We start from the raw sequence: 24,436 nt of genomic DNA on the forward strand, positions 1-24,436 counted from the left end.
GAGAATTAGATTCACAATCTCACAAAATAGCTGAATTTTTTTTACGGTGTCAGAGTAAAATCGAAAAAATCAAAAATGGGGACGGGGTCAGAGCAACATGTATATTGGACAAGGATCAATTGATGAAAAAATCAGGGTGGGCAGAGCAAAATTCAGTTATAGACGATGCCAAAATCCATAAATTCCCGGAGATAAGGTGTCAGGGTAAATATTCATAAAGCAGGATAGCCATAAAAAGCCCTCTGGCCGGAAACCAGGGGGCTTCTTCAGCGAACTTCTATCAGTAATCACTTCGCCGGGAAACAGTGGGCGCCGGCGCCGGCACTGCCCGACAGTGTGACTGTGCCGACAAAGGCCATAGTCTCCGGATCAAATATTGTCGCCACAGTATCACCATTGCCATGGACGATCATGTACATGCCTTTATAGGGCCCGCCCGTTATGGCAAAGGAGAACGCCCCGATGCCTACAGATCCATCGGTAAATGATGGGCCTGCTGTAATCGATCCGTTGCCGCCATTGGCGGTCGGGTCAAATATGGATGTTTTAGTGCTCCCCATCGTGCCGCCGTGAACTATGAGGACACGGCCCGCGTTGGCGCCGCTCGTTATGGGTATATTGTGCCCCCCCGCTCCGGCTGTATCGCTAAGAGGCCGTAAATAGTCTGTAAAAGACGGTCCCGAAGGATTATATAAATACGTCTCATCTCCGATTGTGCCGCCCACCGGGACAAGAAGCATGTATCCTGAATAATTACCGCCGGTAATGGAGAAAGCGTGTGCCCCGTTCTGTACGTTGGCCCCCGGGATAGTGACAGCTGTTGTATCAAATACATCGGTTGCCTTATTATAAATTGTTCCATGAATTTCGCCATTGCCTTCCAATATAAATAGATTGCCGGAAGTCATCGGCAGAGCCAAGGATCCTTCACCGGTGGCATAGTCCAATGAATCGATATGCAACCCAAAGGCGCTCAAAAAAGTGTCGGCATTAACCGAACCGAATTGACCGCCTGGAATAAGCATGACATGACCAAAGTTTGTAAGAAAACTATGGGCGCCTCTGCCGACAGGGGTAACCGTAGATGGTCCCGTACTGAACGATCCTATCACTCCCCACCCTAAATTAGGGGCATACAGGGATGTATCATTGGTTTCCGAACCGGGAAAGCCCCCATGAATGATGACACGCTGCCCGTAATATGCGCTCCCGCTCGGGGCGTCGAAGCTGTGACCGCCATGGGCCACAGTACCAGCGCTCAAAGCAGGACCCGCGGAAAAAGAATTTGTTGCCGGATTGTATATGGAGGTAGTGTTATCCCCTCCTCCGTGAACCACCATGACCGGCATGACCCCGGCTGCCATCATGTTAATCGTATAGACAGGCTCGTCCGGGTCGTTGCTCTGGATGGTGATGGGGACCATGCGCGTTCCCGTCCCCTGGGGATTATAGGTGAAGGTGAAGGGCGCGTTCCCGCCCGGATTTATGGATGTCGGTGACGGCTGAGTTAAATTCCAAATATCAGCCGTATAGGGGCCGCCTGTGTTCACGAACGGCGAGCCGGTCAGAGTGAGAATGGTATCCCCGTAGTTGCAGATGTAAAAACCGACGCTGACAGTGTTCAGGTCCACCGGCAGCTCGCCGAAGTCATAGGTGCCGCCCGAGGGGACAATGCCGCCGTACTGGACCTTGATGTTTGGAACTGCGGTGGCGCTTCCCGTGCCGCTGAGATCGATCGTATATGCCGCCTCATCCGGATCATCGGAGGCGATCGTGAGAAGGGCTACCCGCGTGCCGGTGCCGGACGGTAAAAAGGCCACGGTGAATATCGTCGAACCGCCGGTAGCCGCTATGGACGCGGATGGCGCCGTCACCATGGTGAAATCAGCGGCGTGGGGACCGCTTATAGCCACCGCCGGCGAGCCCGTAAGGGAGAGGGCCAGCGGCCCGAGGTTCTGGATCCGGAACTCGACCTGGCCGCTTCCGTCAGTATCGGTCGTGGCAACGGTGCCGAAGCTGTAGGCGCCGCCCGAAGGATAATCAACGTCGCTTATCCGGAGGTTTATGTCCGGGTACGGTGTCGACCGCCCCGAGCCGGTAAGATTGATCGTATAGGTTTTCTCATACAAATCCGGATCGTCGGATACGATGGTGAACAGGGCCGTGTCATCGGTCTCCGCCGTCGGGGTAAAGGTGACGGTGAAGGTGGCGCCTCCCCCGGCCGGGATGGTGGTGCAGCCCGGGTCGCTTACCGTGAATGTCGTCGCGCCGGCCAATGTCGGCGCCGTTGATATGGTGAGGTCCGCCACACCGACATTCTGGATCGTGAAGGTTGCCGTGGCCGAAGAGCCGACCGTGACATAGCCGAAGCCGTAACCGGCTCCCGACGAATAATCGGTCAGGCCCACCTTGAGGTTTATGTCCGGGACCGTCGATGTCGATCCGGTCCCGGAGAGGGATATCGTGTAGGGGCTTTCGTCCGCATCGGTGGAAGCGATCGTAAGGGTATCGGTAAAATTACCGTCGCCGCCGGGGCTGAAGGTCACGGTAAAAGTCATACTGGCGCCGGCCGCAATAATATAGTAGCCGGGATCGGTCACCGTGAATTCTCCGGTGGCTGTCGTCGGGACCGAGATGGTGAGGGCCCCGGTGCCGGTGTTCTGGACCGTAAAGGCGGCTGCTTGGGGAAGGGTCGTGTTCACCGTGCCGAAATCATAGGAGCCTGTTCCCGACGGGCAATCGGCCCCACCGACCTTAACATTGATCTCCGGATTGCCGACACCGTAGCCGTTTAAATTTATGACGTAGGAGCCTTCATCGCTGTCATCCGACGATATGGTGAGAACCGCGGTAAGGGTTCCTTCCGCCGTCGGGTCGAAGGTGACGGTAAAGGTCGTGCTGCTCCCGGCGCCAATGGATGTCGCGCCCAGGCCGCTCACCGAAAATGACGAGGTGGCGTCGCTCAGGGTATGTCCCGAAACGTTCAGGGTCCCGGTTCCCACGTTCTCCAGGGTAAAGTTGACGGTGCTCGGCGCCCCCATCACTACGTTTCCAAAGCCGTAAATGTTGCCCGAGATTATATAGGTGCCGCCGCTATGGATATTGATATCCGGCTCCAATGATCCGGAGCCCGTGCCGCCGAGGTCGATCGTATAGGTGCTTTCATCCGGATCGTCGTTGGCGACGGTGATCATGGCTTCACATTCCCCTATCCCGGTCGGGGTGAAGGTGACGGTCATGGCCGCGCTGGCCCCGGCTGCGATCACGGATGCTCCGGGGCCGCTCAGGATGAAATCAGATGCGTTGACGCCGGTCACCGTTACGCCCGACAGGTTGAGGTCCGTGGCCCCCGTGTTCTCTATCGTGAAGGCGACCGTTTTGGACGCGCCGCCGAAGGTGACCGAACCGAATTCGTAACTGCTGCCGGACGCGTAATAGTCGCCGCCGATCCGCACATAGATGGAAGGCACCGCGGTGGCCGTTCCGGTGCCGGTGACATTTACGGTGTATAAGTCCCTGGCTGAATCATCGGCGCGGATCGATATGACACCGCTGCGCAGGCCTTCCGCCGACGGGGTGAAGGTCACCGTAAAGGTGGTGCTTCCTCCCGGCGCGAGGGTCATGGTACCGGGATCCGACACCATGAAATCGGCCTGGTTGTCCCCGCCGACCGTCACCACGGGCGACTCCGATAGGACGAGATAATCGGTTCCGGTATTCCTGATCGTGAACACGACGGCCGGGCTCGATGTCCCGACGGTGACCGTGCCGAAATTATAGGTGCCGGAATCAAGGTAATTGATCCGACCGGCCTCAACATTTATCCGGTCACTGGCGAATAAAGCATTTAAGCCTAAAAGGGACAGGGCGTCAGGAGAATAAAAGTATAGAGTGTTCCTTTCACATTGGGTTAAAAAGAAAGAAGAAACAAATGCTATAACAAAAGTGATAATAGTCCGTTTAAGCATAGGTTATGATATGGGCCAGAAATAAATGTATATTGTATCCAAAAATACACTTTAAGCAAAATATATATTTTACCCTAAAATGTCAAATTATTTCTGAAAAAATTTTTTGATTGGCACAAGATAGCGATTGTTATCGCCCCTCTGTTATGCCGGCCAGGGGTATGGATATGATGAACTTGGTCCCCTTTCCCTCGGCGGTTTCCACGCTCATGATGCCATGGTGGTTGCGGGTGATGATGAAATACGACACCGAAAGGCCCAGGCCGGTCCCCTGGCCCACCGGCTTTGTGGTGAAGAACGGCTCGAAGATCCTCTTTGCCGTGGCCTGCTCCATGCCCGGCCCGTTATCCTCGACCTCGATGCGCGCCATGGACCATTCGCGCCTGAGACGCAGCACGATCCGCTGCTTATCCTCCCCGGCCCCCTTTGACGCCAGGGCCTGGGCCGCGTTCTTCAATAAATTAAGCAGCACCTGCTCTATCTCCACCGCGACGCAGGGGACCGGGGGAAGATCGGCGTCGAATTCGCGGAGAATCTCTATCCTGCGAAAATCGTAATTGTTCTTCAGGTTGTAGTCGTGGGCGGCCAGGGTGACGGTCTTCTCGATCACGTCAGCGAGGGAAACCGCCTCGTGGCGCGACGAACTGGCCCTGCTGAAGCTGAGCATGTCCCCGACGATCCCGGCGGCCCGCACGGCCAGCTCCCTGATGCCGTCGATCATTTTGGATATCTCGCGCCTCTCGACATATTCGGCAAGCTGGTCCATCCGGATGCCGCACTGGAGGGCCGCCTCGCTGTTCTTAGCCAGGTCCGGCGAGATGCGGCGCTGGATATTGTTGACCCCCATGAGAATGCCCCCCAGGGGATTATTGATCTCGTGGGCCATGCCGGCGGCCAGGGCCCCGACGCTCATCATCTTTTCCGTCTGGATCATCATGTCCTCGATGCGGACCCGCGCGGTGACGTCATCGACGCGGATCACGGCGCCCTCGACGCCGTTGGTCGTCAGGGGATAGAAGGTGTAATCATAATAGCGGGATTCCCCTTCCCTGGCCAGGGGGACCCTTTCCGAGATCTGGGGGACCCGCTCGGACACGGCGCGGCGGATCTTTTCCATGTGGGCCGATATGTCGGGGTAGAGCGCCTCGATGCGCATCCCTTCGGCCTTCTCCCGGGATATGCCCGTCGCGCGCTCGGCCACGAGGTTCCAGTGCGTGACGATCCCCTCGTTGTCGACGCCCATCATCATCGAGGGCATCGAATCGATGATGTTCTGGAGATAAAGGCGGGTGTGGAGGATCTCCTCGTTTTTCTGCTGAAGGAACAGGTTGGACTGCTCGATATGCCGGGCGTTCTCCTGTATCTGGTCGAGCATGTCGTTGAAGCGCCGGGCGAAATTGCCGATCTCGTCCTTCCGGTTCACCGGCGCCCGCACGGTAAAATCCCCGGCCCCGTACCGGTCCAGTATGACGGCGACCTCCTTTATGGGAACGGCTATCGTCCGGTAGCTCATGATGATGAGAAAGAGGCCCACCGCCAGGGCTATGGTGATGGAAACTATGACGAAGAACTTGATCATCCCGATCCGGCGGCTGGCGTACTCCCACGAATCGTACATCAGCTCCGTCTCCCTGGTGTCGAAACGGATCAGCTGGGTTATGAACTTGTTGCTCAGGAAGTCGTAGTTTTCCCTGTCGAAGCGCTGGGAAAAGAGCTCCCGCGTGGACGCGTCATACCCGATGAATATGTCATTCAGCTGCTTGTGCAGCTTGTGCTCTTCAGCTATGAGCTCGCGGGAATGTATCTGCTCTATGAATTCCTTGATGATCCTCAGCTCGTCGATGATGACGGAGCGGAGCGAGTCCTTCTGCACCGGGTCGTTGGTCCACTGGTACCTGTTGACATGGTTGTCGATGTTCTTGCTCTTGATGATGATGTCCTTGACGAGGCACCGGGTATTGTCCCGGTCCATCAGCTGCCGGGAAAAAAAAGAAATCGAATTGAGCCCGCCGTATGAATAGAAGCCTATGGCGGCGATGGCGGCGATAAGGATCAGCAGGCTGCCGGTGATCTTCGTTATTATTGAATGCAACAGCTGTTTATTCATCGTTCGCCGTCAATCAGCCCCTATGAAATCGGTGATGGGACGCCATTTCCCGGCCACGACCCTGCAGAGCTTGAGCTTCCGCAGCCCCACGTGGCCCCCGCCGCTGAAGCTATAGGGCGCGGTGATTCCCCCGGTATCAAAATCCCTGATCTCCTCGATCCGCTTCTTGATGTTTTCCCCGGAGAGGTCCTCGCCGGCCCTTCTCGCCCCCTCGAGCATGACCCTGGCAGCGGTCCATCCATGGGCATAGAGAAATCTCACGCTGTCGGACGGCACGTTGCGGCGCCTGTTGAAATCCAGTATCTCCCGGACGCCTGGCAGCGCCGGGTCCATGGCGACGAAGGGCGCGGAGCCGATGAAGCCCTCCGCGTCTTTCCCCGCGAGGGTGATCAGCTTGTCATCGGTGCTCCAGATGAGGCCGATGAATTTCGCGGACATCCCCAGTATCCTAGCGTCGCGCAGCACCACGTAGGTGGGCCACGACGTATTATTGCTGATGATGAAATCAGGCTTTTTGTCCCTGAGCCTGAGGACCTGCTCCCGCACCTCCTGGTCGTCGAGGAACACCACCTCCTCGCCCACCAGGTCGATGCCGATCTTTTTCGCGTAGGCCCTGCCGTCGGGAATGGGCGACCTGCCGTATTCCTTGTCATTGTAGATAAAGGCGACCCGGGGATTGCGCGACGGGTCCTTCCAGTTGTCCCTGATATACTTCAGGGCGATTTTCATCTGGTCTGAATAGGTGGGGCCCATGATGAAATTGTAGGGAGCGCGCCTGGTGTCGGCGAGCTTGGTCGAAAAGGAAACGCCGGTGAAGGGGATCCGGTCCTCAGCGAGCCGCGGCGCCAGCCGCTCCGAGGAGCCGGTGCTCCACCCTATGATCAGATGGACCTTCTCTTTTTGCGACAGCCGGTCATAGGCGGCGATATCGCGCGCCATCAGGTAGGCGCTGTCGATCGATATGAGCCTGACGCGCTTCCCGTTGACGCCGCCCTTTTCATTGATGAATTCGATATAATCTTTCACGCCATTGGCGTACATGCTTCCCGTTTCGGAGGTCGGCCCGGTGAGATCGAAAATGCCGCCCACCCTGATCTCGCTCTCCTTTTCCTTTTTGCATGATGCGGGAACGAAAAGAGCTGCTGCAATAAGAAAGATGATCATCTTATTCATGGCGCCACACCGTCCTGTCGCGAAATGGTTATGCCCGTCAAAGATGCAAGCGTTATCGATGGCAAACCGTCAACTCGGATGGAACCACTATGATAGAAGGGGAAAAAAAATCAAGTTCAATTATCATGGGGTACGGGGCGATAACAGCGGCATCATTTCGATAATTCAATTGAAACGCAGTTGCCTTCACTGTTCCACGAAACATCGCCGATGTTCGTCAACAAGTGGAGACCGCGGCCGTTGGGCGCGTACCTGTTATTGCCATGGAGGGGATTCGCGATCCGGTCCGGACGGAAGCCCTTTCCCTGATCCTGGATGGTGACTTTTATCTTGGTTTTATCGCCCTTCATCCTGAAAACAATGGCTTTAGAATGATCGTAATTATTGCCGTGACGGAGGGCATTTTCAAGGGCTTCGTCCAGCGCGAGGCGCATAAAGAACTCAGATACGTTCCGTGCATACCCCTTCTTCTTTATTTGGGCAAAGAAACTCATGGCTTCATGAATCAACATCCTTGAAGCCTCTCTGCTGCTCGAAATGGTCTTCTCAAAAATAAGCATGCGGCACGACTCGATTAAAGGTTGATATTTATATGTGTTACTCGGGGAAACAATTACTCTTACGGGCAGAAATATACACCCTTGCCTGAATTTGTCAACAAATACCTCTTTTTTTATTGAAATTTACGGTCCCGAAACCACTGATGGTACATGTCAAACAACAATCGAGGTATATTATGGATATAAAAAAAGTCGTTCTTGCCTATTCCGGAGGTCTCGACACCTCAATACTGGTCAAGTGGCTCATTGAAACGTACGGCTGCGAGGTCGTCTGTGTCGCCGGCGACGTGGGACAGGATGAGGAGCTGGACGGCCTTGAGGAAAAGGCCAAAAAGACCGGCGCGAGCAAATGCTACATCGAAGACCTGAAAGAGGAATTCGTGTCCGGATACGTGTTCAAGGCCATAAAGGCCAACGCCATATATGAAAACCGGTATCTCATGGGCACCTCCCTGGCCCGGCCCATCATCGCCCAGCGCCAGGTGGAGATCGCCCTCAAGGAAAAGGCCGACGCCGTATGCCACGGCGCCACCGGCAAGGGGAACGACCAGGTGCGCTTCGAGATGACCTACATGGCCCTGGCCCCGGAGCTGAAGATCATCGCTCCCTGGCGGTTTTGGGACCTCGATTCGCGCTCGAAGCTCTTCGACTACGCCGCGAAGCACGGTATTCCGGTCCCGGTGACCAAGGACAAGCCCTATAGCATGGACCGCAATATTCTCCACATCTCCTACGAGGGAGGGATCCTTGAAGACCCCTATAATGAGCCCGACGAGAGCATGTTCATCCTGACGAAATCGCCGGAAAAGGCCCCGGACAAGCCCACCTACGTCGAGATAGGCTTTGAGAAGGGCAACCCCGTATCGCTTGACGGAAAGAAGCTCGGTCCCGTGGAGCTTATGAGACAACTCAATAAAATCGCCGGAGAGAACGGCGTGGGCCGCGTCGATATCGTCGAGAACCGCCTGGTGGGCATCAAGTCCCGCGGCGTCTACGAGACCCCGGCCGGAACGGTGCTCCACGCCGCCCACCGCGACCTGGAGGCGATCACCCTCGACCGCGAGACCCAGCACCTGAAGGACCGGCTGGCCCATGAGTACGCCGAGCTGGTCTACTACGGCCTCTGGTTCACGAAAAAGCGCGAGGCCCTGGACGCCTTCATCGAGGAAACGCAGAAGAACGTCACCGGCACCGTGCGGGTGAAGCTCTACAAGGGAAGCTGCATGGCGGTCGGAAGAAAATCGCCGGTCACCCTGTACGAGCCGGACATCGCCACCTTCGACGCGAGCTCGCTCTACGACCAGAAGGACGCGTCGGGATTCATGAAAATCTTCGGCCTGCCCATCCGGGTCGAGGCTCTGCTGAGCCAGAAGAGAAAATAAGGAAGATCGGACAGGCGGCGCAAACAGCGCCGCCTGTTTGTGTTTAGGGCATACACGGATACCGCGCATCACGCGGATCAAGGAGAAACCATGAAATTCAGAACCGCGATAATTCTTCTCACTGCCGTCATAACGGTTTCCGCCGGGTGCGATTCAACCAAGCCCGGCCCCGGGGCATTCCTGGCGTCAGACCAGAAGCATTACGATTCAATCGGCATCACCCGGCAGCCCGCTCCGCGCGAGGATGGCATCAGGACCTCCGGCAAAGAGGGGACCTATGAATGGTGGTACACCGATTCCGAGTTCACCGACGGCACCAAGGTCGTGGTGGTGTTCTACACCAAGTACAAGTTCGACGTCAAGGGACCGGCCCATCCGACCGTAACGATAAACATCAATCGGCCCGACGGCTCGAAAATAGAAAAGGAGTACTCCGACAAGGAGGGCACGGTCATAAACGCTTCCAGGGAGAAGGGGGATGTCAGGGTCGGCGACAATTACCTCCGGTATAACGGGAAAACCTATGAGCTCTTCGTCAGGATCGACGACGTCATGTTCAAATCCACCATGACACCCAGGCTGCCCATGTGGCGGCCGAAAACCGGTCACTGGTACTTCGGCGACAAACAGGAATACTTTTTCGCCTGGTTCGTGGCGGTGCCGGCGGCCGACCTGGCGTCGACGCTGCGGACGGGCAAGGAAGTCCGCGAGATGAAGGGCGCCGGGTACCACGACCATAACTGGGGAAACACCGGCATGCAGGAGATATTCAACCACTGGTACTGGTCGCGGGCCGTTTTCGGCGAATACACGGTCATCGCCTGCGACCTGGTAAGCGTGAAAAAATTCGGATATACCCGCCTGCCCGTTTTCATGATCGCCAGGAACGGCGCCATAATCGATGATGACGAATCATCTGTGAAAATCGAGAGGAAGGACACGGTACGGCATCCAACGACGAAGAAATTCGTGGACAACAGGCTCATATTCACGCAGAAGACGCCGCGGGGAGCGGAATACAGGATCGAGCTGATCAGGAAACGCGACATCGAAGTTGTCGACCTGATCGCAACGCAGAAATTTTCCTGGATCGTGGAAACGCTGGCGAAGCTGTCCGGCGCCAACCCGACCTACGCGCGGATCATCGGCGAGGCGGTCCTGACCATGACCGAGAACGGTGCCAAAAGAGAAATAAAAACCGAGGCCCTCTGGGAGCACATGTTCTTCGGCAACAACAAGGACGCGATCATCCACGATTACCGAAAGCTTCAATAGGCGCCGCGCCGGGAAGGCGCTGGAGCATGAACGGAAAAGCGATGTCCATGAACATCGCTTTTTTTACGCCGGCAGATTCAGCCGAACGACAGTGCCCTCGCCCGGCGCGCTCTCGATGGCGATGGACCCGCCGTGGGCCTCGGCGATCTTCTTGCACAGGCCGAGGCCCAGGCCGTACCCCCCGGTCTTCCTCGACCGCGAATGGTCCACCCGGTAGAAGGGCTCGAACACGAAGGGAAGCTCCTCCGGTGGAATGCCGATCCCATGGTCGCGGACCTCGATGACGGCCGATCCGGCCTCGTTCCGCACGGAAACCGCCACCGGCTTTTTCAGCGGGTCGGAGTACTTGCGGGCGTTCTCCAGGATGTTCCTGAAGAGCATTTTCATGAGCCGCCGGTCCCCATTGACAGACACGTCATCGCCGGCGTCCAGCAGAATCTCACCGGCCGGGACCTGCATCTCCCCGAGGACCTCTTCGAGGAGCGGAAGCAATCCCATAGTCTCTTTTTGCGAAATGCCCCCGCTGCGGTTAAGGCGCTCGGTCTCGAGGATCTCCGTCACCATCTTCTCCATTTCCAGCACGTCCTCTGCGATATCCTTACGCGCGCCGCCCTCCTCCAGGTATTCCAGGGCCACCTTGATGCGGGTGAGGGGCGACCGAAGCTCATGGCTCACGTCCAGGAGGAGCTGCTCCCGCGAGTGAAGCATGTCCCGTATGCGCCCCCTCATCTCGTTGAACGACCGGGCGAGCTCGCCGATCTCATCGCCGGTCCTGACGGCCACCTCGTAATCGAGATTTCCCCCGGAAACCTCCCCCATGGCACTGGTGAGGACGCGCACCGGCATCAGGATTCTCCGTATCAGCAGGAAACAACCCCCGAAGACAACGGTCACCAGCAGGATCAGGATTGCAAGATGAAGGTGCTTCACTTCCTTATTGACATTGTGCACGGTGGAGAAGGTGTAGCGGTATGGCCCGAATTCCTTGTAATAGATAAACCGGCCCCGCTCCCACCGGATCCTGCCGTCGGCGAGGCGGTGCACTTCATGGGAGCGGGATTGGATCAGCGTGCGGTCCGTTGAAGACCAGTACAGGCCCTTCCCCTCGATGGAAATGCCAAACCCGGTGCGGCGGGCGATCTCTCCCGCGCGCTTCGTATCGGGCGGCACCCCGATCTCCCTGACGATGTAATCCGTATACACCCTGATGTTATTCATCAGGTTGGCCTGGTTCCGGGGCATGAAAAAATACCTGAAGAAGGCCCCCACGAGAAGGTTGACGGCTATACCGGCGATGATCATTGCGAAGAAGAGCTTCGCGAATATCGACCTGGTTATCCTGATCCCCATACGATACCCGTCCTATGATGTGTGGCCTATGAATTTATATCCCGCGCCCCGAACCGTCTTCAAGAGCCGGGGGTTCCGGGGATCGTCGCCGAGCTTGCCCCGCACCCGGCTCACCAGGACATCGATGGACCGGTCGAAGGAGTCGTCGTCAAGGCCCTTGATGGATTCGAAGATACGGTCCCGGTCGAGGACGACGCCGGGATTCCGGGCGAACAGCGTGAGCAGGTCGAATTCCATGGCGGTCAGGTCCACCTTCTTCCCGGCGAGGGACGCGCCGCGGCCGTCAAGGTCCAGCTCCAGGTCGCCCGCGACGATGCGCCGGCCCTCCTTCGCGTCGGCGCTCCGGCGGAGCACCGACTGTATCCGTGCCACCAGCTCCCGCGGCTCGAAGGGCTTGGGCAGGTAATCGTCGGCCCCGAGCTCCAGGCCGACGATCCGGTCCGCCACATCGCCCCGGGCCGTGAGCATGATGATCGGCACGGTGTGATTCTTCCGTATGCGCCGGCACACCTCGAACCCGTCCATGCCGGGAAGCATGATGTCGAGGATGACAAGGTCAGGGAGCGATTTTTTAAGGATGGCCAGCCCCTTTTCAGGGTCTGAGGCCGACTCCACGGCCATGCCGAACTTCCCAAGGTAGCCACTGAGAAGCGTCGTGAGCTTGGTGTCGTCGTCTATGATGAGGATCGTGGCATTCATGGGCTGTCCGGGCCGCGGCGGGGACGGTCCCCGCCGCGGGAGGCCCTTATTCGAAGCGGCCGCACCTGTTATGGAACGATTCCATTTTTTCCGCAAGCTTATTTCTCTGCTCCGGGGTCAGCATGCGGTGAAAATCGGCAAGGGTGTCCGCCACGAAGGGCTTCATCTCCTGCCATTTCGCCTCGCGCTCTTCGAGGATCTTCTCGATGTCCTTCGCGGTGACATTGTCGCTCTTGACAAGCGCGAGGACCTCGCCATGGATCTTCGCCCGGTCCTCGTGGAGCCTGGTGACCCGGTCCACGACTTCGGCCTTCATGGCGTCAAGCTTCGTCTTCTGCTCCGCCGTGAGGTCCAGCTCGCGGGCGATCCGCGAAGCGATCTTGTCCGCCCTCTGGGCCGGCGTCATTGCGCAGAAGCGCCTGCCGAAGGCGTAACCGATCCCCACCACCGAACCGAGCGTGAGGACCACGGCCAGTGTGATAATTGCCGCTTTTTTCATATGAATGACTCTCCTTTTACATTATTACAGGGCTGACCTTTAGCGCGTTTATATCGCGCCAGCACGTCATACATTCCTGATAATCTGATGATACAGAGTCATTGTAACGGCATTATTGCATGAATGTTACGATTTGTTACAAGCGTATTTTTTTTAATATCACTGATCAGATGTCATGCGGTAATGACGGGAAAGGGATTCCGCGGCATTTCTCGACCGGTCACGGTTATTTCTTGCCCTTCTCCTTTTCCACGACGACATCCCCACTCTTTATCAGGTCCGCAATAACGGGGTTTTTCAGGTCCTTATCGGTCACGGAGACCGTTTTTCCAGGCAGCAATCTCACGGTCTGGCCGCTTTCCAGCCTGAGGAATATGGGGCGGCTCGTCTTGTTCCGTATCGCGCTCATCGCGAAGACAGAGACAGCCACCGACAGAAAGATCATGAGCAACAACAGTCTTTTCATTGAACGCTCCTTTAGTATTGACATATGCCGCGCCGCGCCCTTATGACGCGACATGCGGCGTGAAGAATATATCCCGGCACGGCTATCGCGTCACGCCGCCCCTATCCCCGGTGGTTTTGAAACGCTCCAGCATGGAGAGCAGAGACCGCGCCTGTTCGGCCATCTCGTTGGACGATTCGGCGATTTTCACCACCAGGGCCGAATTCTTCTGGGTCATCGAATCGAGGGAAGAAACCGACTTGTTGATCTGCGTCATGCTCAGGCGCTGCTCGTCGGTGGAGGTGCTGATATCCGCGATCAGCGACGCCGAATCTTTTGCCGAGCCGGCGACCTCGGCCAGGACCTTCCCCGTCCTGTCCACCATCAATGTCCCCTCCTTGACCTTTTGCTCCGATTCCCGCAAGATCGCCTCGATCTCCATTGCCGCGCTCGACGAACGCTGTGCCAGGTTCCTCACCTCGCCGGCCACCACGGCAAATCCGCGCCCCTGCTCGCCGGCCCTGGCGGCTTCGACGGCCGCGTTGAGCGCCAGCAGGTTCGTCTGGAAGGTGATGTCGCGGATGATATTCAGGGTTTCCATCACCCTGTCGCTCGAGGCGTTCACCGCGTTGATCGCGGCGATGGCCTCTTCGGAGACACGGTTCCCCTCGTCCGCACGCTCGGCGCCCTTTTCGGTGATCTCCCTTGTTTTAAGGGCGTTTTCCGCGTTGATGTTGATCGCCGCGGTGGCCTCCTCCAGGGTGGCCGTGATCTCCTCCAGGTTCGCCGCCTGGTCGGAGGTACGCTGCGACAGGTTCTGGTTCTCCACCCGGATATTCTCGATCGACGCCACCACGTTTTTCCCCGCCCTGATGATCTCCACCATCATCTGTTCGAGGTTGTCGAGGAACCGGTTGAAGCTCCCGGCGATGACGCCGATCTCGTCCTTTTCGGTGAAGTCGAGACGGACCGAAAGGTCGCCCTCGCCCTCTGAAAGATCTTCCATGATCGTTGCCAGATTTTTGAACCGCCTGGTGATTATCCTTTTCACCGCCACATACAGGACGGCCAGGATGAAGATGCTGCAGAGGAAAAACCCGATAAAAATATAGTTGCGCAGCACGATGCCCTCGGCAATGAGCTCGTTCTCCGCAGCGCTTGCGGCGATGATCCAGTCCCACGTTTTATAATGGTTGAATGACGCGTACTTCGTGTACACGATTCCTCCCTTGAGGTTATCCTTCCACTCATACCTGATGACGCCATTGAGATCGCGGATCATGGTTTTGACGAATTCGTTTCCGTCATTGTCCTTCAAACCGGAAAGATCCTTGCCTTCCAGTGTCGCCGAGGGATGGACCACGCATTTCCCCTTTTCCTTGCTCCCCGGACCCTCGACAACATAGACATAACCGGTTTCTGCGACCCTGATGGCCCGTATCTTCTTTTTAAGGTTTTCGATCCCTTCGGTGAAGTCAAGGCCGATGAAGTAGATGCCCGCGACCGCGCCGCCCCGCAGGATCGGCACGTAGCGCGTCATGTAGTTCCTCCCGAAGAGGACCGCGGGGCCCGTATAGCTTTCCCCGGCCAGCACCTTTTTATAGCCGGGATGCTTCCGGTCAAGGAGCGTTCCCACCGCCCTGGTGCCGTCCTGCTTCTTCAGGGAGGTGCTCACCCGGAGGAAGTCGTCTCCCTGCCTCATGAACAGGGTCGCCACGGCGCCGGAGATCTTGGTGAAGCGGTCGATGTTATCCTGCGAAATATATCCGTCCGCGCCCTGGCCCTGGTTATAACTGATAAAAACATCGGACAGGGAAACGGCGTGCTCCATGAGCTTGAGGTTATACACATCGATCATTTCGATGATACGCCGGTTCAATTCGGTCATATCCCCGGTGCTGATGACCGTGTACCTGCTCTTGATGATCTGCCCGGTCAGGATGGCCAGCATCAGAAGCACGGCCACGATGGCTATGGCCTGGAAGAAAATAAGTTTGCTGCCCACACTGTTCAGTTTAAGACCCGGCAACCGTTTCATGATAGCACTCCTCTCGATGCGACGTGATGATCCGGCATTAATCCGTGCCGTCAGATAGCGCTTACAAAAACAACCACCATTGCGACCAGCTTATTTTTCTTTTTAACAAATTATCACTTTATCAAAGAATAGAATAACCGACGTTATTTTTCAAATACAATATGCCGAAAGATATTCCATTTAAGCGTAGCCAATCGAATGAAAAAAATGTAGTTACAATAACTACTCGTGCATCGGGAAAGTATATACGCAGATAATGTACCGTGAAACCCCTATGTGAAAAAAAGATACAATCATCGGATGATTATTGCAAGAAGAAAAAATGAAATGTATCTTTTTAGGCCTCCTGTTGTAATAATGCTATAAAGGATCACACACATTTCGACGCATGATGGGGGCGCCATGGAAGGATCTTTCACGATACCATGCTATTTCTTCCATCTCCTGCCGGAAAAACTGTATAAAGACGCCATTATTGTATAGCCGCTCCAATCCATGTCTGCGGCGGGCATCTTGAATTGCTATTGACTTTTTTCCCTGGCCAGGGCATGCAAAACAGGACATGAACATGCATGATATTAAAGAGGGCCTGGCTGAAATCGACCGGCGATTTTCCGATTCGACGCTGCTGATATACCGCCCCGACGGCGACCAGCGGCAGCTGCTCGATCGAATCATGATCCGCTACATTGAGGCCCCGCCCGGAGAACAGAAGGATATATTTGAGGCTTTCCGCGGCCGTTACGGTCTCCTTAACATGCTGGCCGGCTACATATACGATGCTGCGGAGCGAATCCGGTCAACGCGGGACGCAACCTGGCTCAACACCGCGCTGGCGGCTGCTTCCATCGAGGAATCCCTGGGAAAGGTCGATCAGCGGGACATGCTCCTGGCCCTGGCGGAACTCTATGTCACGGCGGAAGAAGCGGGGCTTGACCCCCGGCCCGGTTTCGAAACAATCTGCGGGCTCAAGGGATTTTCCGACTATGCCGTGGTAAGGTCCCGGCGGAACAAAGGATAATATAAGCCGATCCTTAAATCCGTCCGGCCAGATTTCCGAAAAATGCCCTTTTACCAATTAATTCCTTGCCAATAAGGGCACCCGTTACAACAATATCCCCATGTTTGACAGCGTAAAAAGCACCATAGATGGGCTGGCGACCCAGAAATATATCGCTTCCGAGGCCATCGCCACAACGGTATACCTGGCCCTGAAGATGGAAAAGCCCATACTAGTGGAAGGTCCGGCCGGCGTGGGCAAAACCGAACTGGGTAAATGCATTGCCTCGGCCCTGAATATGGACCTCATCCGGCTCCAGTGCTACGAGGGCCTGGACGAGTCCAAGGCCCTGTACGAATGGGAATACGCGAAGCAGCTCCTCTACACCCAGATACTGAAAGACAAGCTCTCGGCCATCATGGAGCATGAAACCACCATGGCGAAAGCCGTTGAGCGGCTCTCCCGGGAAGACGATGTCTTCTTTTCCAACAAGTTCCTGCTTCCCCGGCCCATTTTAAAAGCCATCACAAGCAAGAACAGAAGCCTCCTCCTTCTGGACGAGATAGACAAATCGGACTCAGAGTTCGAGGCCTTTCTCCTGGAAGTGCTCTCCGATTTCCAGGTAAGCATTCCGGAGATCGGCACCATACGGGCGGATTCCAAGCCCGTGGTATTCCTCACCTCCAACAATGCCAGGGAGATGTCCGATGCCCTGAAACGGCGGTGTCTGCACCTCTATATCGATTATCCCTCGCGGGAACTGGAAGAGGAGATCGTCTCCCTGAAGGTCCCCGAATGCGGAGACAAGCTCCGCACCGAGGTGGTCCGCGCCGTGCACATGATCAGGGAGCTGCAGCTTAAGAAAGAGCCGAGCATCAGCGAAACCCTGGATTGGGCGCGGGCCCTGGTGATCCTCGGCATCAACGACCTCACCCACGACGTCGCGGTTGATACGCTCAACTGCATCCTGAAATACGAAAAAGACATAGAATACGCCAGGAAAAACTCCAAGAATATTTTTCTCCATTGACGGGGAGGCTCTCTACGGAAACGTCACGGGGCGAATCAGCCGTCCAGATCAAGCTCTATGAATTCATGGACGTTCTCAAGGACGCCAGCATCAACATCTCCACCGATGAAGTGCTTTCGCTCTTCAATGCCCTTCCCCACATTTCCCTGATGGACAAGCCGGTCTTCAGACAGACCCTGAAGACCACCCTCGTGAAGGATTACACGGACATTCCCGTCTTCGACCGCTGCTTCGACGAGTTCTTCGCCGGGGGAGACGACGCCCAGGTGGACGTGGTAAACGCCTTCCGGGAGATGAACGCCCGGGACACGGTGCAGGAGCGCGCCGCCATGACGCCGGAAGAGATGACGGGTATCGAAGAGGCCCTTGCGGACTTCATTGACGCCCTGCCGGACGAGCTACTCTTTGAACGGTCGCCCGAAGAGATACTGAACCTCCTGCTGGACGAGCTGGCCCAATCGGAATCGGCCGGCGGCATGGGGCAGATGCTTTTCAACGTCCGGAACCGCAACCGCGCCGCCACGGGACGCGGCTCCGGCGGCCCGGAAGAATCCGGGGACATGGCCGATATAAGGAACGCCCTGGCAGCCATGATCGGCAAGCGGATGAGCTCAAAAAAAATCGGGACCCGGATCCGGGACCGCGAGGACTACCTCCTCACCAAGAAAATATACAAGATCACGCCGGAAGAGATCAAGGAAATGCGGGAGCTCATCAAGCGCTTTGGCCAGAAGCTCAAGAACCGCATCAGCCTCCGCAAGAAGCGGATCAAGCACGGCGGGTTCGACATCAAGCGGACCCTCCGCACCAGCCTGCAGTACGGCGGCGTTCCCTTCAAGATCTTCCACAAGGACCGGAGGATAGACCGGCCCCAGCTGGTGGTCATGTGCGATATTTCCGGATCGGTCAACCAGTACTCACGCTTCATGCTCCTCCTGACCTACACGCTTCAGAGCCTTTTCTCCAAGGTCCGGTCCTTTGCCTTTATCAGCAACATGGTCGAGATCACGCCTCTTTTCATGGAGATGGACCCCGAGCGGGCCCTCAATTCCATTTTCGAGGATACGAATTTCACATACGGATGGGGCAGCAATTACGGCCGCTGCTTCAACCAGTTCATGCGCGATTACAGCGACTCACTGACCAGGAAAACCACGGTCCTGGTACTGGGCGACGGCAGGAATAATCACCAGGACCCTGGCCTCGATTCCTTTATTAGAATTCGGGAGCGCTCCCGGAACCTTTTCTGGCTCAACCCCGACAGGATGCACCTGTGGAATTGGGCGGACAGCATTGCCTATATTTACCGTGAAAACTGCAACGAAATGAAGGAAGTTAACAATTTTCTTGACCTTTCCGAATTTATTGATAAATTATTTCTTGATTTATAAACAGGTTTATGTAACATATCTATAATTAAATGATTAGGTTTAACCTGTATTGTCATGATAATAGCCCCTTCGGGGGGGGTTTTTTATAATTTATTTTTTTAAAAAGCCGCTGGCGGGATATCACAAGCAATACAAAGCCGAATATTTCATATATAATAGAAAAAACATTCGTTTTTTTTACTTTACAAAGCAGGTTATTTTTTTACATTATGCAAAATTCCGGAATCGTGATACCCCCGGGTGTATCACCGATAGTTCCAGGAGGAATGGATGGAGATTGAATTCAGAGACATCGGTGAACATAAAGTCATCCAGGTCAGCGGTGAAGTGGATCTTTATAATGTCAGCGAGCTTAAAAAAGCGCTGTTCAGCATCACCGACGGAAAACATCATAGCGTCATCGTTGACATGAAGAACGTGAACTACATGGATTCTTCGGGCATCGGCGCGCTGGTAGCGGGACAAAAGAAAATGAGGGCCCATACCGGTAAGTTCGCCCTGATGAACATACATGAAGACGTGCTGAACATCCTCAAGCTCGCCACGCTGGACAAATTTTTCAAGATTTACGATTCAGAGGACGAGATCCTGTAGCGTTACCGCCCATCAGCAATGACCACGAAAAACCGGCCCCGAGCCGGTTTTTTTTGTGAAGGTCCGTATTCCGTATATGGAAAAGCAGCCGTCTCGGCACAGACCTGAACGTTCCCGTTACGATATTCTTTTAAGGACCAGCATGGTGGTGTCATCGTGGGGCGGCTCCTGGCCGCGGAACTGTTCCAGGTCATCAACCAGGAGGCGGACGATCTCATCGGCATTCTGAAAGTGGTTATCGACGAGGAGCTGGTTCACGCGCTGGATCCCGTATTCCTCCTGCTTCTCATTCCTCATCTCGGTGACGCCGTCGGTGTAGAGTATCACGATATCGCCGGGATAGAGCTTCACCTTGGCCTGCTTGTATTCGGATTCCTCGTCAATGCCGATGGGGACGCCGTCCAGCTTGGTGACGGTGCAGCTTTCTTTCGACGCCCGGTAGCAGAACAGGGGACCGTGGCCGGCGTTCGAGAAAGCGATCTCTTCCGTTGAACGGTCGTATATCAGGAAAAACAGGGTGGCGAACTTGTCGATGGCGAAATCGGCGCTGAGGGATTCGTTTATTGCGCGGACAACACCCGCACAGTCGATATCGCCCCTGGAAATGTACGATGTGAAAACGGTCCTGATCATCACCATGACCAGCGATGCCGGAACCCCCTTGCCGGAAACGTCGCTGATGAGGGCGCCGACCCTGTCCTCATTGATATCGATGTAATCGAAGTAATCGCCCCCGACTCCCCGGGCCGCCTTGGTGTGCCCCTTCAGCTGTATGCCCCCCTTTTCGTAAAACCCGGTGGGGTTCAGTCCCTCCTGGATTTCCTTGGCCATTTCCATCTGCTCTTCCATGATGATGGCCTCTTTCTCCTTCTCCTTGGCTTCCTTTATCTTCGCGGTCATCTGGTTGAATTCATTGGCCAGCTGTCCCAGCTCGTCCCTGGAATCGATCTCTATGCGATGGTCCAGGTTGCCAGCGCCGATGATCTCGGTGCCCTTGGCCAGGGCCTTGATAGGCCGGATGGTATAGGTCGCGAGAATGACCGATCCGACGATGGATATGCCGAGAAACACCAGCGAGATGGGGATTATGAATGTGAGCAGGTTCCTTATTTCGTTCCGGATGATGACATCGGACATGCCGATGATGACCGTCCCGATCTTCCTCTTGTCAAGCTTGTTCAGGATGGTCTTTGAGAAGTCATATATCTTTCCCCCCGTCGGACCCGGGTCCTCCACCTTGACGACCCGGATATCCTCCGTGGTGGCCCGCTCCGCCAGTTTGCGTTCGATCCGGTCGCTCAGGGGCGCCTGCAGCTCGCGCTCCTTGCGGCGGTCAAAATACTGGACCACGGCGTCATCTTTATCGAGGATGAAGGCGTAATGGATGTGGTTCATCTTTTTGAGGTCGTTGATGGCCGCTATCATGGAAAGCTCGTCCAGGCCGATGGACTGCTGGGCGGTATTGGCAAGGTGCACCGTTTCCCGCTCGACGGCGTCAAGGGTCTGCCGGGTAAGGATACTGCTCTCGTTCCATACGAAAAAGAAGGTGATGAAGATAATGATCAGCGCCACCAGGGATATGATGGCCAGGGAAAATTTCAGCCGGATGCCGAACCTGACGCTGGGCGCCTGTTCGGCCGTATCCGCCTTTGTGTCCCGCGGCGCGTCGGCCCTGGCACTCTTTTCGTTTCCTTTCACGTCTTTTTTGTTCATCCCCTCTACCGCTCCATGAAGGCCAGCACCTTGCGGATATTGTTGCGCGCCTTGATGTTGCCCGGGTCAATGGCGAGCACCTTGCGCCACTCCTCTATGGCCCTCTGGAAATTGTTATTCGAGTAAAAATTGATGCCGTTGTAATAGTACTTGTTGACAAGCTCGCGCTGTTTGGCGGTGAGCATCTGGCCCCGGTCGGCCTCGCCGCCGCCGATGCGGAGCTGCGATTCGATCTTGTTGACGGTGATGACCGCCTTGACGTTGGTCGGGTCCTTCTGCACGATCCACCGGAACTGCGCCAGGGCCTTCTCGATATTGTCCTTCCCGCCCATCTGGTACAGGTTCAAGCCCACATCATACCGCCGGTTCAGCTCGGCCCGGTCCGCCGGTGTCAGGTCCCCCCCGGCGGCGACTTCTTTCATTCCGTTATTCGCCTGAACGATGAGATTATCCAGGCCGGGATAATTCCTGTCAATTGATTTAATTATATTGAATATCCGCAGGGCGTTCCGGTAGTCCTTTTTTTCGAGGTACCCGCGTCCTTCCATGACCCGCGAGGCCACCACGTTCTCCTTGTTGTCCGGGTTGATCATCAGGTCGCACTTGATGATGAATTCGCGGGCGATCTTGTTTTTGGGAAAGAGGTTCAGGATGCTGTCCCACTTCTTTCTTGATTCCGCGTATTCCCCTTTTTCATAGAGGCTCCGCCCCGCCACGACCAGGGTATTGATCACATCGTAATAGGGGGAATTCTCATCCACCACTTCCTCTTCGTTGATGCGCTGGGCGTCCCTGGCGCGCCGCAGGTACTCCTTCGCCTGGGTGTTCTTATTGTCCATGGCGAGGGTCGCCACAAAGGCGTCTATGGCCTCCTTGTACCTGCCCTGCGTATAGGCCATGATGCCTTCCTGGAACTTCTGGTTGATGCGCTGGAGCCTCATCGCCTGCTCCCTCTTCTGGTATTCCCTTTTCAGGCGGTCAAGGTCGCGGAGGCGCTCCTTCGCGTCCTTGTAGTCCTTGATGAGGGCCAGGCAGGCCTCGAGGTCCTGCTGGGCCTCGTCGAACCTGTTGTTCTTGATGTTGTTGATCCCGGACTGGTACGAATCCTCCGCCTGCTTCTGCCGCTGGGCATAGAGCATCTTCTCATCGACGATCTCCGTTATCTTTTCCAGATAATCCTTCGCTTCACGGTGCTTCGGGTCAATTTTCAGGACTTCCTCGAATTCCGGCTTCGCGGCGCTGTAATCTTTCTTATCGAACCGCTCGATTCCGCGGGCCATGTAGTTGCGTATTTTTTCGAACTTGATCCGGTTTTCGATGGCATAATCGCATTTGCGTTTTCCCTCGAGGGCTTCGCTGTCCCGGGGCACGTAGCGAAGAACCTCCTTCCATAATTTCCGGGCCTTTTCATAATCAGGGAATTCCAGGGCCATCTCGGTCCGCGCATCGGTCTTGAGTTGTTCTATCTTCTCCCTCATGGCCTTGGAGAGCCGCAGCCTCTCCTGGGCCGCGCGGATTTCGATGTCGAGTTTTTTCATGTTATCCAGGGCGTCTTTCATCTCGCTGTCATTGGGGTCGAGACGGTAAGCGGTCATATAGCCGGTTATGGCGTCCTTCCCCCTGGAGATCCCCAGCTCGAGGTCCGGATCGTTTTCCGATTTAAGCTTCTTCCGGGCAATACGGTAGCTCAACTTGGCTTTCTGGTAGGCGATGTCCTTGCGCTGCTTGATCTCGTAGATCAGCTCGACCTTCTGCTGGATCTTCTCGTTCTCCGGCTCCATCTCAAGGCATGAAAGCCAGAGGCCGATGGCCTGGTTGTATTCCCGCTTGTCAAAGAAGGCCTGGGCTTCGCGATTCATATCCTTAACCGTGGCGGACCGGAGACCCGGCTGCAGCTGCAGGGCCGCCAGGAGGGCAAGAAGGAAAATGTTGAATTTCGATGTACGTGCCATGGATTAGTTGCCGGAACATGGTTCCATTATATTAGACAGCCGGTTGATGCTGATTATACAATTTTTATTAATAATAAATATATAAATCTAAAATATTCTTGAAATTATACCCGGCGCCGGTTCATGTGTATTTCTGTCGCATCGGTATCATGTCCGCGGGTGTAATTCAGTGGTAGAATGCCAGCTTCCCAAGCTGGACGTCGTGGGTTCGAGCCCCATCACCCGCTCATCAATCCCTGATAAATTCAGGGGTTATAAAGCCTTCCCGAAAACGGGTGTGCTTCTAAATCCTAAAATGTGACCAGACTGTGACCAACAGAACTGGCACAAAAATAGAGGTATTAGAATGTCACACTCAAAACCATTCACATTATTAAAAAGAAGTCAAGTTTATTATGTTAGATTTCGTCTTCCAGATGGAAGCAGGTCAACATCGAAATCATCAGGACAAATTTCAAAAGCACGCGCCGAGTCCTGGGCTATCGAATACCTGAAGAATAATCGTTTTTTCATCGACAAACGGATCACCTTTGCTGAATACGCAAGAGGCTTTTTTGATGATACAGGTATTTATGCAACCAACAAGCATAATTCAGGTAAACGAATAGGACTTCATCATCTCAAAGAGCGCCGGGATATAATGAAAAATCATATCATCCCATATTTAGGTAATATATATATTTTCGACATCAAATACAAGACTCTTGAACAATACAGAAATGATAAATTCAAGGAAGGATATACAGGGTCTTTTATCGTTAAGCACCTGCATACAATCAATGCGATACTGAAAGAAGCCTGCAAAGACGAACTGATTCAGGCACCGCCTTTGTTGCCGGAATGTTCAACAGCGGTATTAAATCCCCGTGGCTGTTTAACCGTAGAAGAAGTTAAGACGCTTTTCACAAAAGGCATCTGGAAGGATTACAGAGCTTTTGCAGCATCGCTTCTTTCAGCCTCTACAGGTCTAAGGCTTGGAGAGATTCAGGGTCTTGTTATGGCTGATTTACACCTGCCTGAAAGTTATCTGGTTTGCAGGCGTTCTTATGATTATAGAAACAGATGCTTAAATGAAACGACAAAAAATGGACGAAGCCGAAACATAATTCTTTCATCCCACGTTGTATATGCATTGCAAAGGGTGATCTCTACGAATCCGCACCCTCTTAATGATGAAAGCCCTGTCTTTTGGTCGGATTTCATACCTGATAATCCTACGGAAAGAAATACCCTGATAAAAGGACTTTATCGGGCTCTTGC

18 protein-coding genes and 1 tRNA gene are annotated in these 24,436 nt (G+C 55.0%); 8 read left to right on the forward strand and 11 right to left on the reverse strand.

The features are described 5' to 3' along the window. Positions 1-287: 287 nt before the first annotated feature. From KA369_09910 to KA369_09925, 4 genes are all read right to left on the reverse strand, one after another. Positions 288-3,968 (reverse strand): choice-of-anchor D domain-containing protein, encoded by a 3,681-nt coding sequence (locus tag KA369_09910; GenBank protein ID MBP7736273.1) that lies wholly within the window; start codon positions 3,966-3,968, stop codon positions 288-290. Between the two features lie 130 nt (positions 3,969-4,098). After that, positions 4,099-6,075 (reverse strand): PAS domain S-box protein, encoded by a 1,977-nt coding sequence (locus KA369_09915; protein ID MBP7736274.1) that lies wholly within the window; start codon positions 6,073-6,075, stop codon positions 4,099-4,101. A 9-nt stretch (positions 6,076-6,084) separates the two neighbouring features. Beyond that, positions 6,085-7,248: an ABC transporter substrate-binding protein gene (locus KA369_09920; protein ID MBP7736275.1), complete on the reverse strand. Its 1,164-nt coding sequence runs from the start codon at positions 7,246-7,248 to the stop codon at positions 6,085-6,087. Between the two features lie 152 nt (positions 7,249-7,400). Further along, positions 7,401-7,760 (reverse strand): ATP-binding protein, encoded by a 360-nt coding sequence (locus KA369_09925; GenBank protein ID MBP7736276.1) that lies wholly within the window; start codon positions 7,758-7,760, stop codon positions 7,401-7,403. Positions 7,761-7,984: 224 nt separating this feature from the next. Between KA369_09925 and KA369_09930 the strand changes: the two genes are divergently transcribed. Together KA369_09930 and KA369_09935 are read left to right on the forward strand one after the other, a co-directional pair. Continuing rightward, the gene (locus KA369_09930) at positions 7,985-9,190 is read left to right on the forward strand and encodes an argininosuccinate synthase (GenBank protein MBP7736277.1); all 1,206 of its coding nucleotides are present in this window, start codon (positions 7,985-7,987) and stop codon (positions 9,188-9,190) included. A gap of 90 nt (positions 9,191-9,280) precedes the next feature. Beyond that, positions 9,281-10,465 carry a hypothetical protein gene (locus KA369_09935; GenBank protein ID MBP7736278.1) on the forward strand — a complete coding sequence of 395 codons (1,185 nt, stop codon included), beginning with the start codon at positions 9,281-9,283 and terminating at the stop codon, positions 10,463-10,465. Between the two features lie 63 nt (positions 10,466-10,528). Here the strand turns inward: KA369_09935 and KA369_09940 are convergent, their stop codons facing one another. The 5 genes from KA369_09940 to KA369_09960 form a co-directional block, all read right to left on the reverse strand. Continuing rightward, positions 10,529-11,815 carry a HAMP domain-containing histidine kinase gene (locus tag KA369_09940; protein ID MBP7736279.1) on the reverse strand — a complete coding sequence of 429 codons (1,287 nt, stop codon included), beginning with the start codon at positions 11,813-11,815 and terminating at the stop codon, positions 10,529-10,531. 12 nt (positions 11,816-11,827) lie between these two features. Continuing rightward, on the reverse strand, positions 11,828-12,514 hold the full coding sequence (locus tag KA369_09945) for a response regulator transcription factor (protein ID MBP7736280.1): 687 nt from the start codon (positions 12,512-12,514) through the stop codon (positions 11,828-11,830). Between the two features lie 46 nt (positions 12,515-12,560). After that, positions 12,561-13,013 (reverse strand): Spy/CpxP family protein refolding chaperone, encoded by a 453-nt coding sequence (locus KA369_09950; GenBank protein ID MBP7736281.1) that lies wholly within the window; start codon positions 13,011-13,013, stop codon positions 12,561-12,563. Positions 13,014-13,239: 226 nt separating this feature from the next. After that, on the reverse strand, positions 13,240-13,479 hold the full coding sequence (locus tag KA369_09955; GenBank protein ID MBP7736282.1) for a hypothetical protein: 240 nt from the start codon (positions 13,477-13,479) through the stop codon (positions 13,240-13,242). Positions 13,480-13,561: 82 nt separating this feature from the next. After that, a complete protein-coding gene (locus KA369_09960) occupies positions 13,562-15,496 on the reverse strand; it encodes a methyl-accepting chemotaxis protein (GenBank protein ID MBP7736283.1) in 1,935 nt (644 codons plus the stop codon). Between the two features lie 568 nt (positions 15,497-16,064). On the opposite strand from KA369_09960, the gene KA369_09965 reads away from it, so the two are divergent. The 4 genes from KA369_09965 (at position 16,065) to KA369_09980 (ending at position 19,511) form a co-directional block, all read left to right on the forward strand. Next, positions 16,065-16,517, forward strand: a complete 453-nt coding sequence (locus KA369_09965) for a hypothetical protein (GenBank protein MBP7736284.1) — start codon at positions 16,065-16,067, stop codon at positions 16,515-16,517. Between the two features lie 100 nt (positions 16,518-16,617). Continuing rightward, entirely contained in the window at positions 16,618-17,526 is a 909-nt protein-coding gene (locus KA369_09970; GenBank protein ID MBP7736285.1) for a MoxR family ATPase, read from the forward strand. After that, a complete protein-coding gene (locus KA369_09975) occupies positions 17,523-18,917 on the forward strand; it encodes a VWA domain-containing protein (protein ID MBP7736286.1) in 1,395 nt (464 codons plus the stop codon). The genes KA369_09970 and KA369_09975 overlap by 4 nt, the downstream gene beginning before the upstream one ends. Before the next feature lie 270 nt (positions 18,918-19,187). After that, on the forward strand, positions 19,188-19,511 hold the full coding sequence (locus KA369_09980; protein MBP7736287.1) for an STAS domain-containing protein: 324 nt from the start codon (positions 19,188-19,190) through the stop codon (positions 19,509-19,511). Between the two features lie 117 nt (positions 19,512-19,628). Here the strand turns inward: KA369_09980 and KA369_09985 are convergent, their stop codons facing one another. Together KA369_09985 and KA369_09990 are read right to left on the reverse strand one after the other, a co-directional pair. Further along, positions 19,629-21,224: a SpoIIE family protein phosphatase gene (locus tag KA369_09985; protein ID MBP7736288.1), complete on the reverse strand. Its 1,596-nt coding sequence runs from the start codon at positions 21,222-21,224 to the stop codon at positions 19,629-19,631. 5 nt (positions 21,225-21,229) lie between these two features. Beyond that, positions 21,230-23,176, reverse strand: coding sequence for a hypothetical protein (locus tag KA369_09990; GenBank protein ID MBP7736289.1), 1,947 nt, complete (start codon positions 23,174-23,176; stop codon positions 21,230-21,232). Positions 23,177-23,331: 155 nt separating this feature from the next. Here KA369_09990 and KA369_09995 point away from each other — a divergent pair. Continuing rightward, positions 23,332-23,403 (forward strand) — tRNA-Gly (locus tag KA369_09995). A gap of 119 nt (positions 23,404-23,522) precedes the next feature. Further along, positions 23,523-24,436: tyrosine-type recombinase/integrase (locus tag KA369_10000; protein MBP7736290.1), on the forward strand; the 914-nt coding region annotated here is incomplete at its 3' end.

The sequence above is a fragment of the Spirochaetota bacterium genome, from assembly GCA_017999915.1.
Taxonomy (GTDB): Bacteria; Spirochaetota; UBA4802; order UBA4802; family UBA5550; genus RBG-16-49-21.

Excerpts from the sequence above, each read along its gene's own strand:
- KA369_09925 (MBP7736276.1), bottom strand. The coding sequence starts at position 7,760 with ATGTTGATTCATGAAGCCATGAGTTTCTTTGCCCAAATAAAGAAGAAG.
- KA369_09940 (MBP7736279.1), bottom strand. The coding sequence starts at position 11,815 with ATGGGGATCAGGATAACCAGGTCGATATTCGCGAAGCTCTTCTTCGCA.
- KA369_09960 (MBP7736283.1), bottom strand. The coding sequence starts at position 15,496 with ATGAAACGGTTGCCGGGTCTTAAACTGAACAGTGTGGGCAGCAAACTT.
- KA369_09930 (MBP7736277.1), top strand. The coding sequence starts at position 7,985 with ATGGATATAAAAAAAGTCGTTCTTGCCTATTCCGGAGGTCTCGACACC.
- KA369_09920 (MBP7736275.1), bottom strand. The coding sequence starts at position 7,248 with ATGAATAAGATGATCATCTTTCTTATTGCAGCAGCTCTTTTCGTTCCC.
- KA369_09990 (MBP7736289.1), bottom strand. The coding sequence starts at position 23,176 with ATGGCACGTACATCGAAATTCAACATTTTCCTTCTTGCCCTCCTGGCG.
- KA369_09965 (MBP7736284.1), top strand. The coding sequence starts at position 16,065 with ATGCATGATATTAAAGAGGGCCTGGCTGAAATCGACCGGCGATTTTCC.
- KA369_09915 (MBP7736274.1), bottom strand. The coding sequence starts at position 6,075 with ATGAATAAACAGCTGTTGCATTCAATAATAACGAAGATCACCGGCAGC.
- KA369_09955 (MBP7736282.1), bottom strand. The coding sequence starts at position 13,479 with ATGAAAAGACTGTTGTTGCTCATGATCTTTCTGTCGGTGGCTGTCTCT.
- KA369_09935 (MBP7736278.1), top strand. The coding sequence starts at position 9,281 with ATGAAATTCAGAACCGCGATAATTCTTCTCACTGCCGTCATAACGGTT.
- KA369_09910 (MBP7736273.1), bottom strand. The coding sequence starts at position 3,968 with ATGCTTAAACGGACTATTATCACTTTTGTTATAGCATTTGTTTCTTCT.
- KA369_09985 (MBP7736288.1), bottom strand. The coding sequence starts at position 21,224 with ATGAACAAAAAAGACGTGAAAGGAAACGAAAAGAGTGCCAGGGCCGAC.
- KA369_09970 (MBP7736285.1), top strand. The coding sequence starts at position 16,618 with ATGTTTGACAGCGTAAAAAGCACCATAGATGGGCTGGCGACCCAGAAA.
- KA369_09980 (MBP7736287.1), top strand. The coding sequence starts at position 19,188 with ATGGAGATTGAATTCAGAGACATCGGTGAACATAAAGTCATCCAGGTC.
- KA369_09945 (MBP7736280.1), bottom strand. The coding sequence starts at position 12,514 with ATGAATGCCACGATCCTCATCATAGACGACGACACCAAGCTCACGACG.
- KA369_09950 (MBP7736281.1), bottom strand. The coding sequence starts at position 13,013 with ATGAAAAAAGCGGCAATTATCACACTGGCCGTGGTCCTCACGCTCGGT.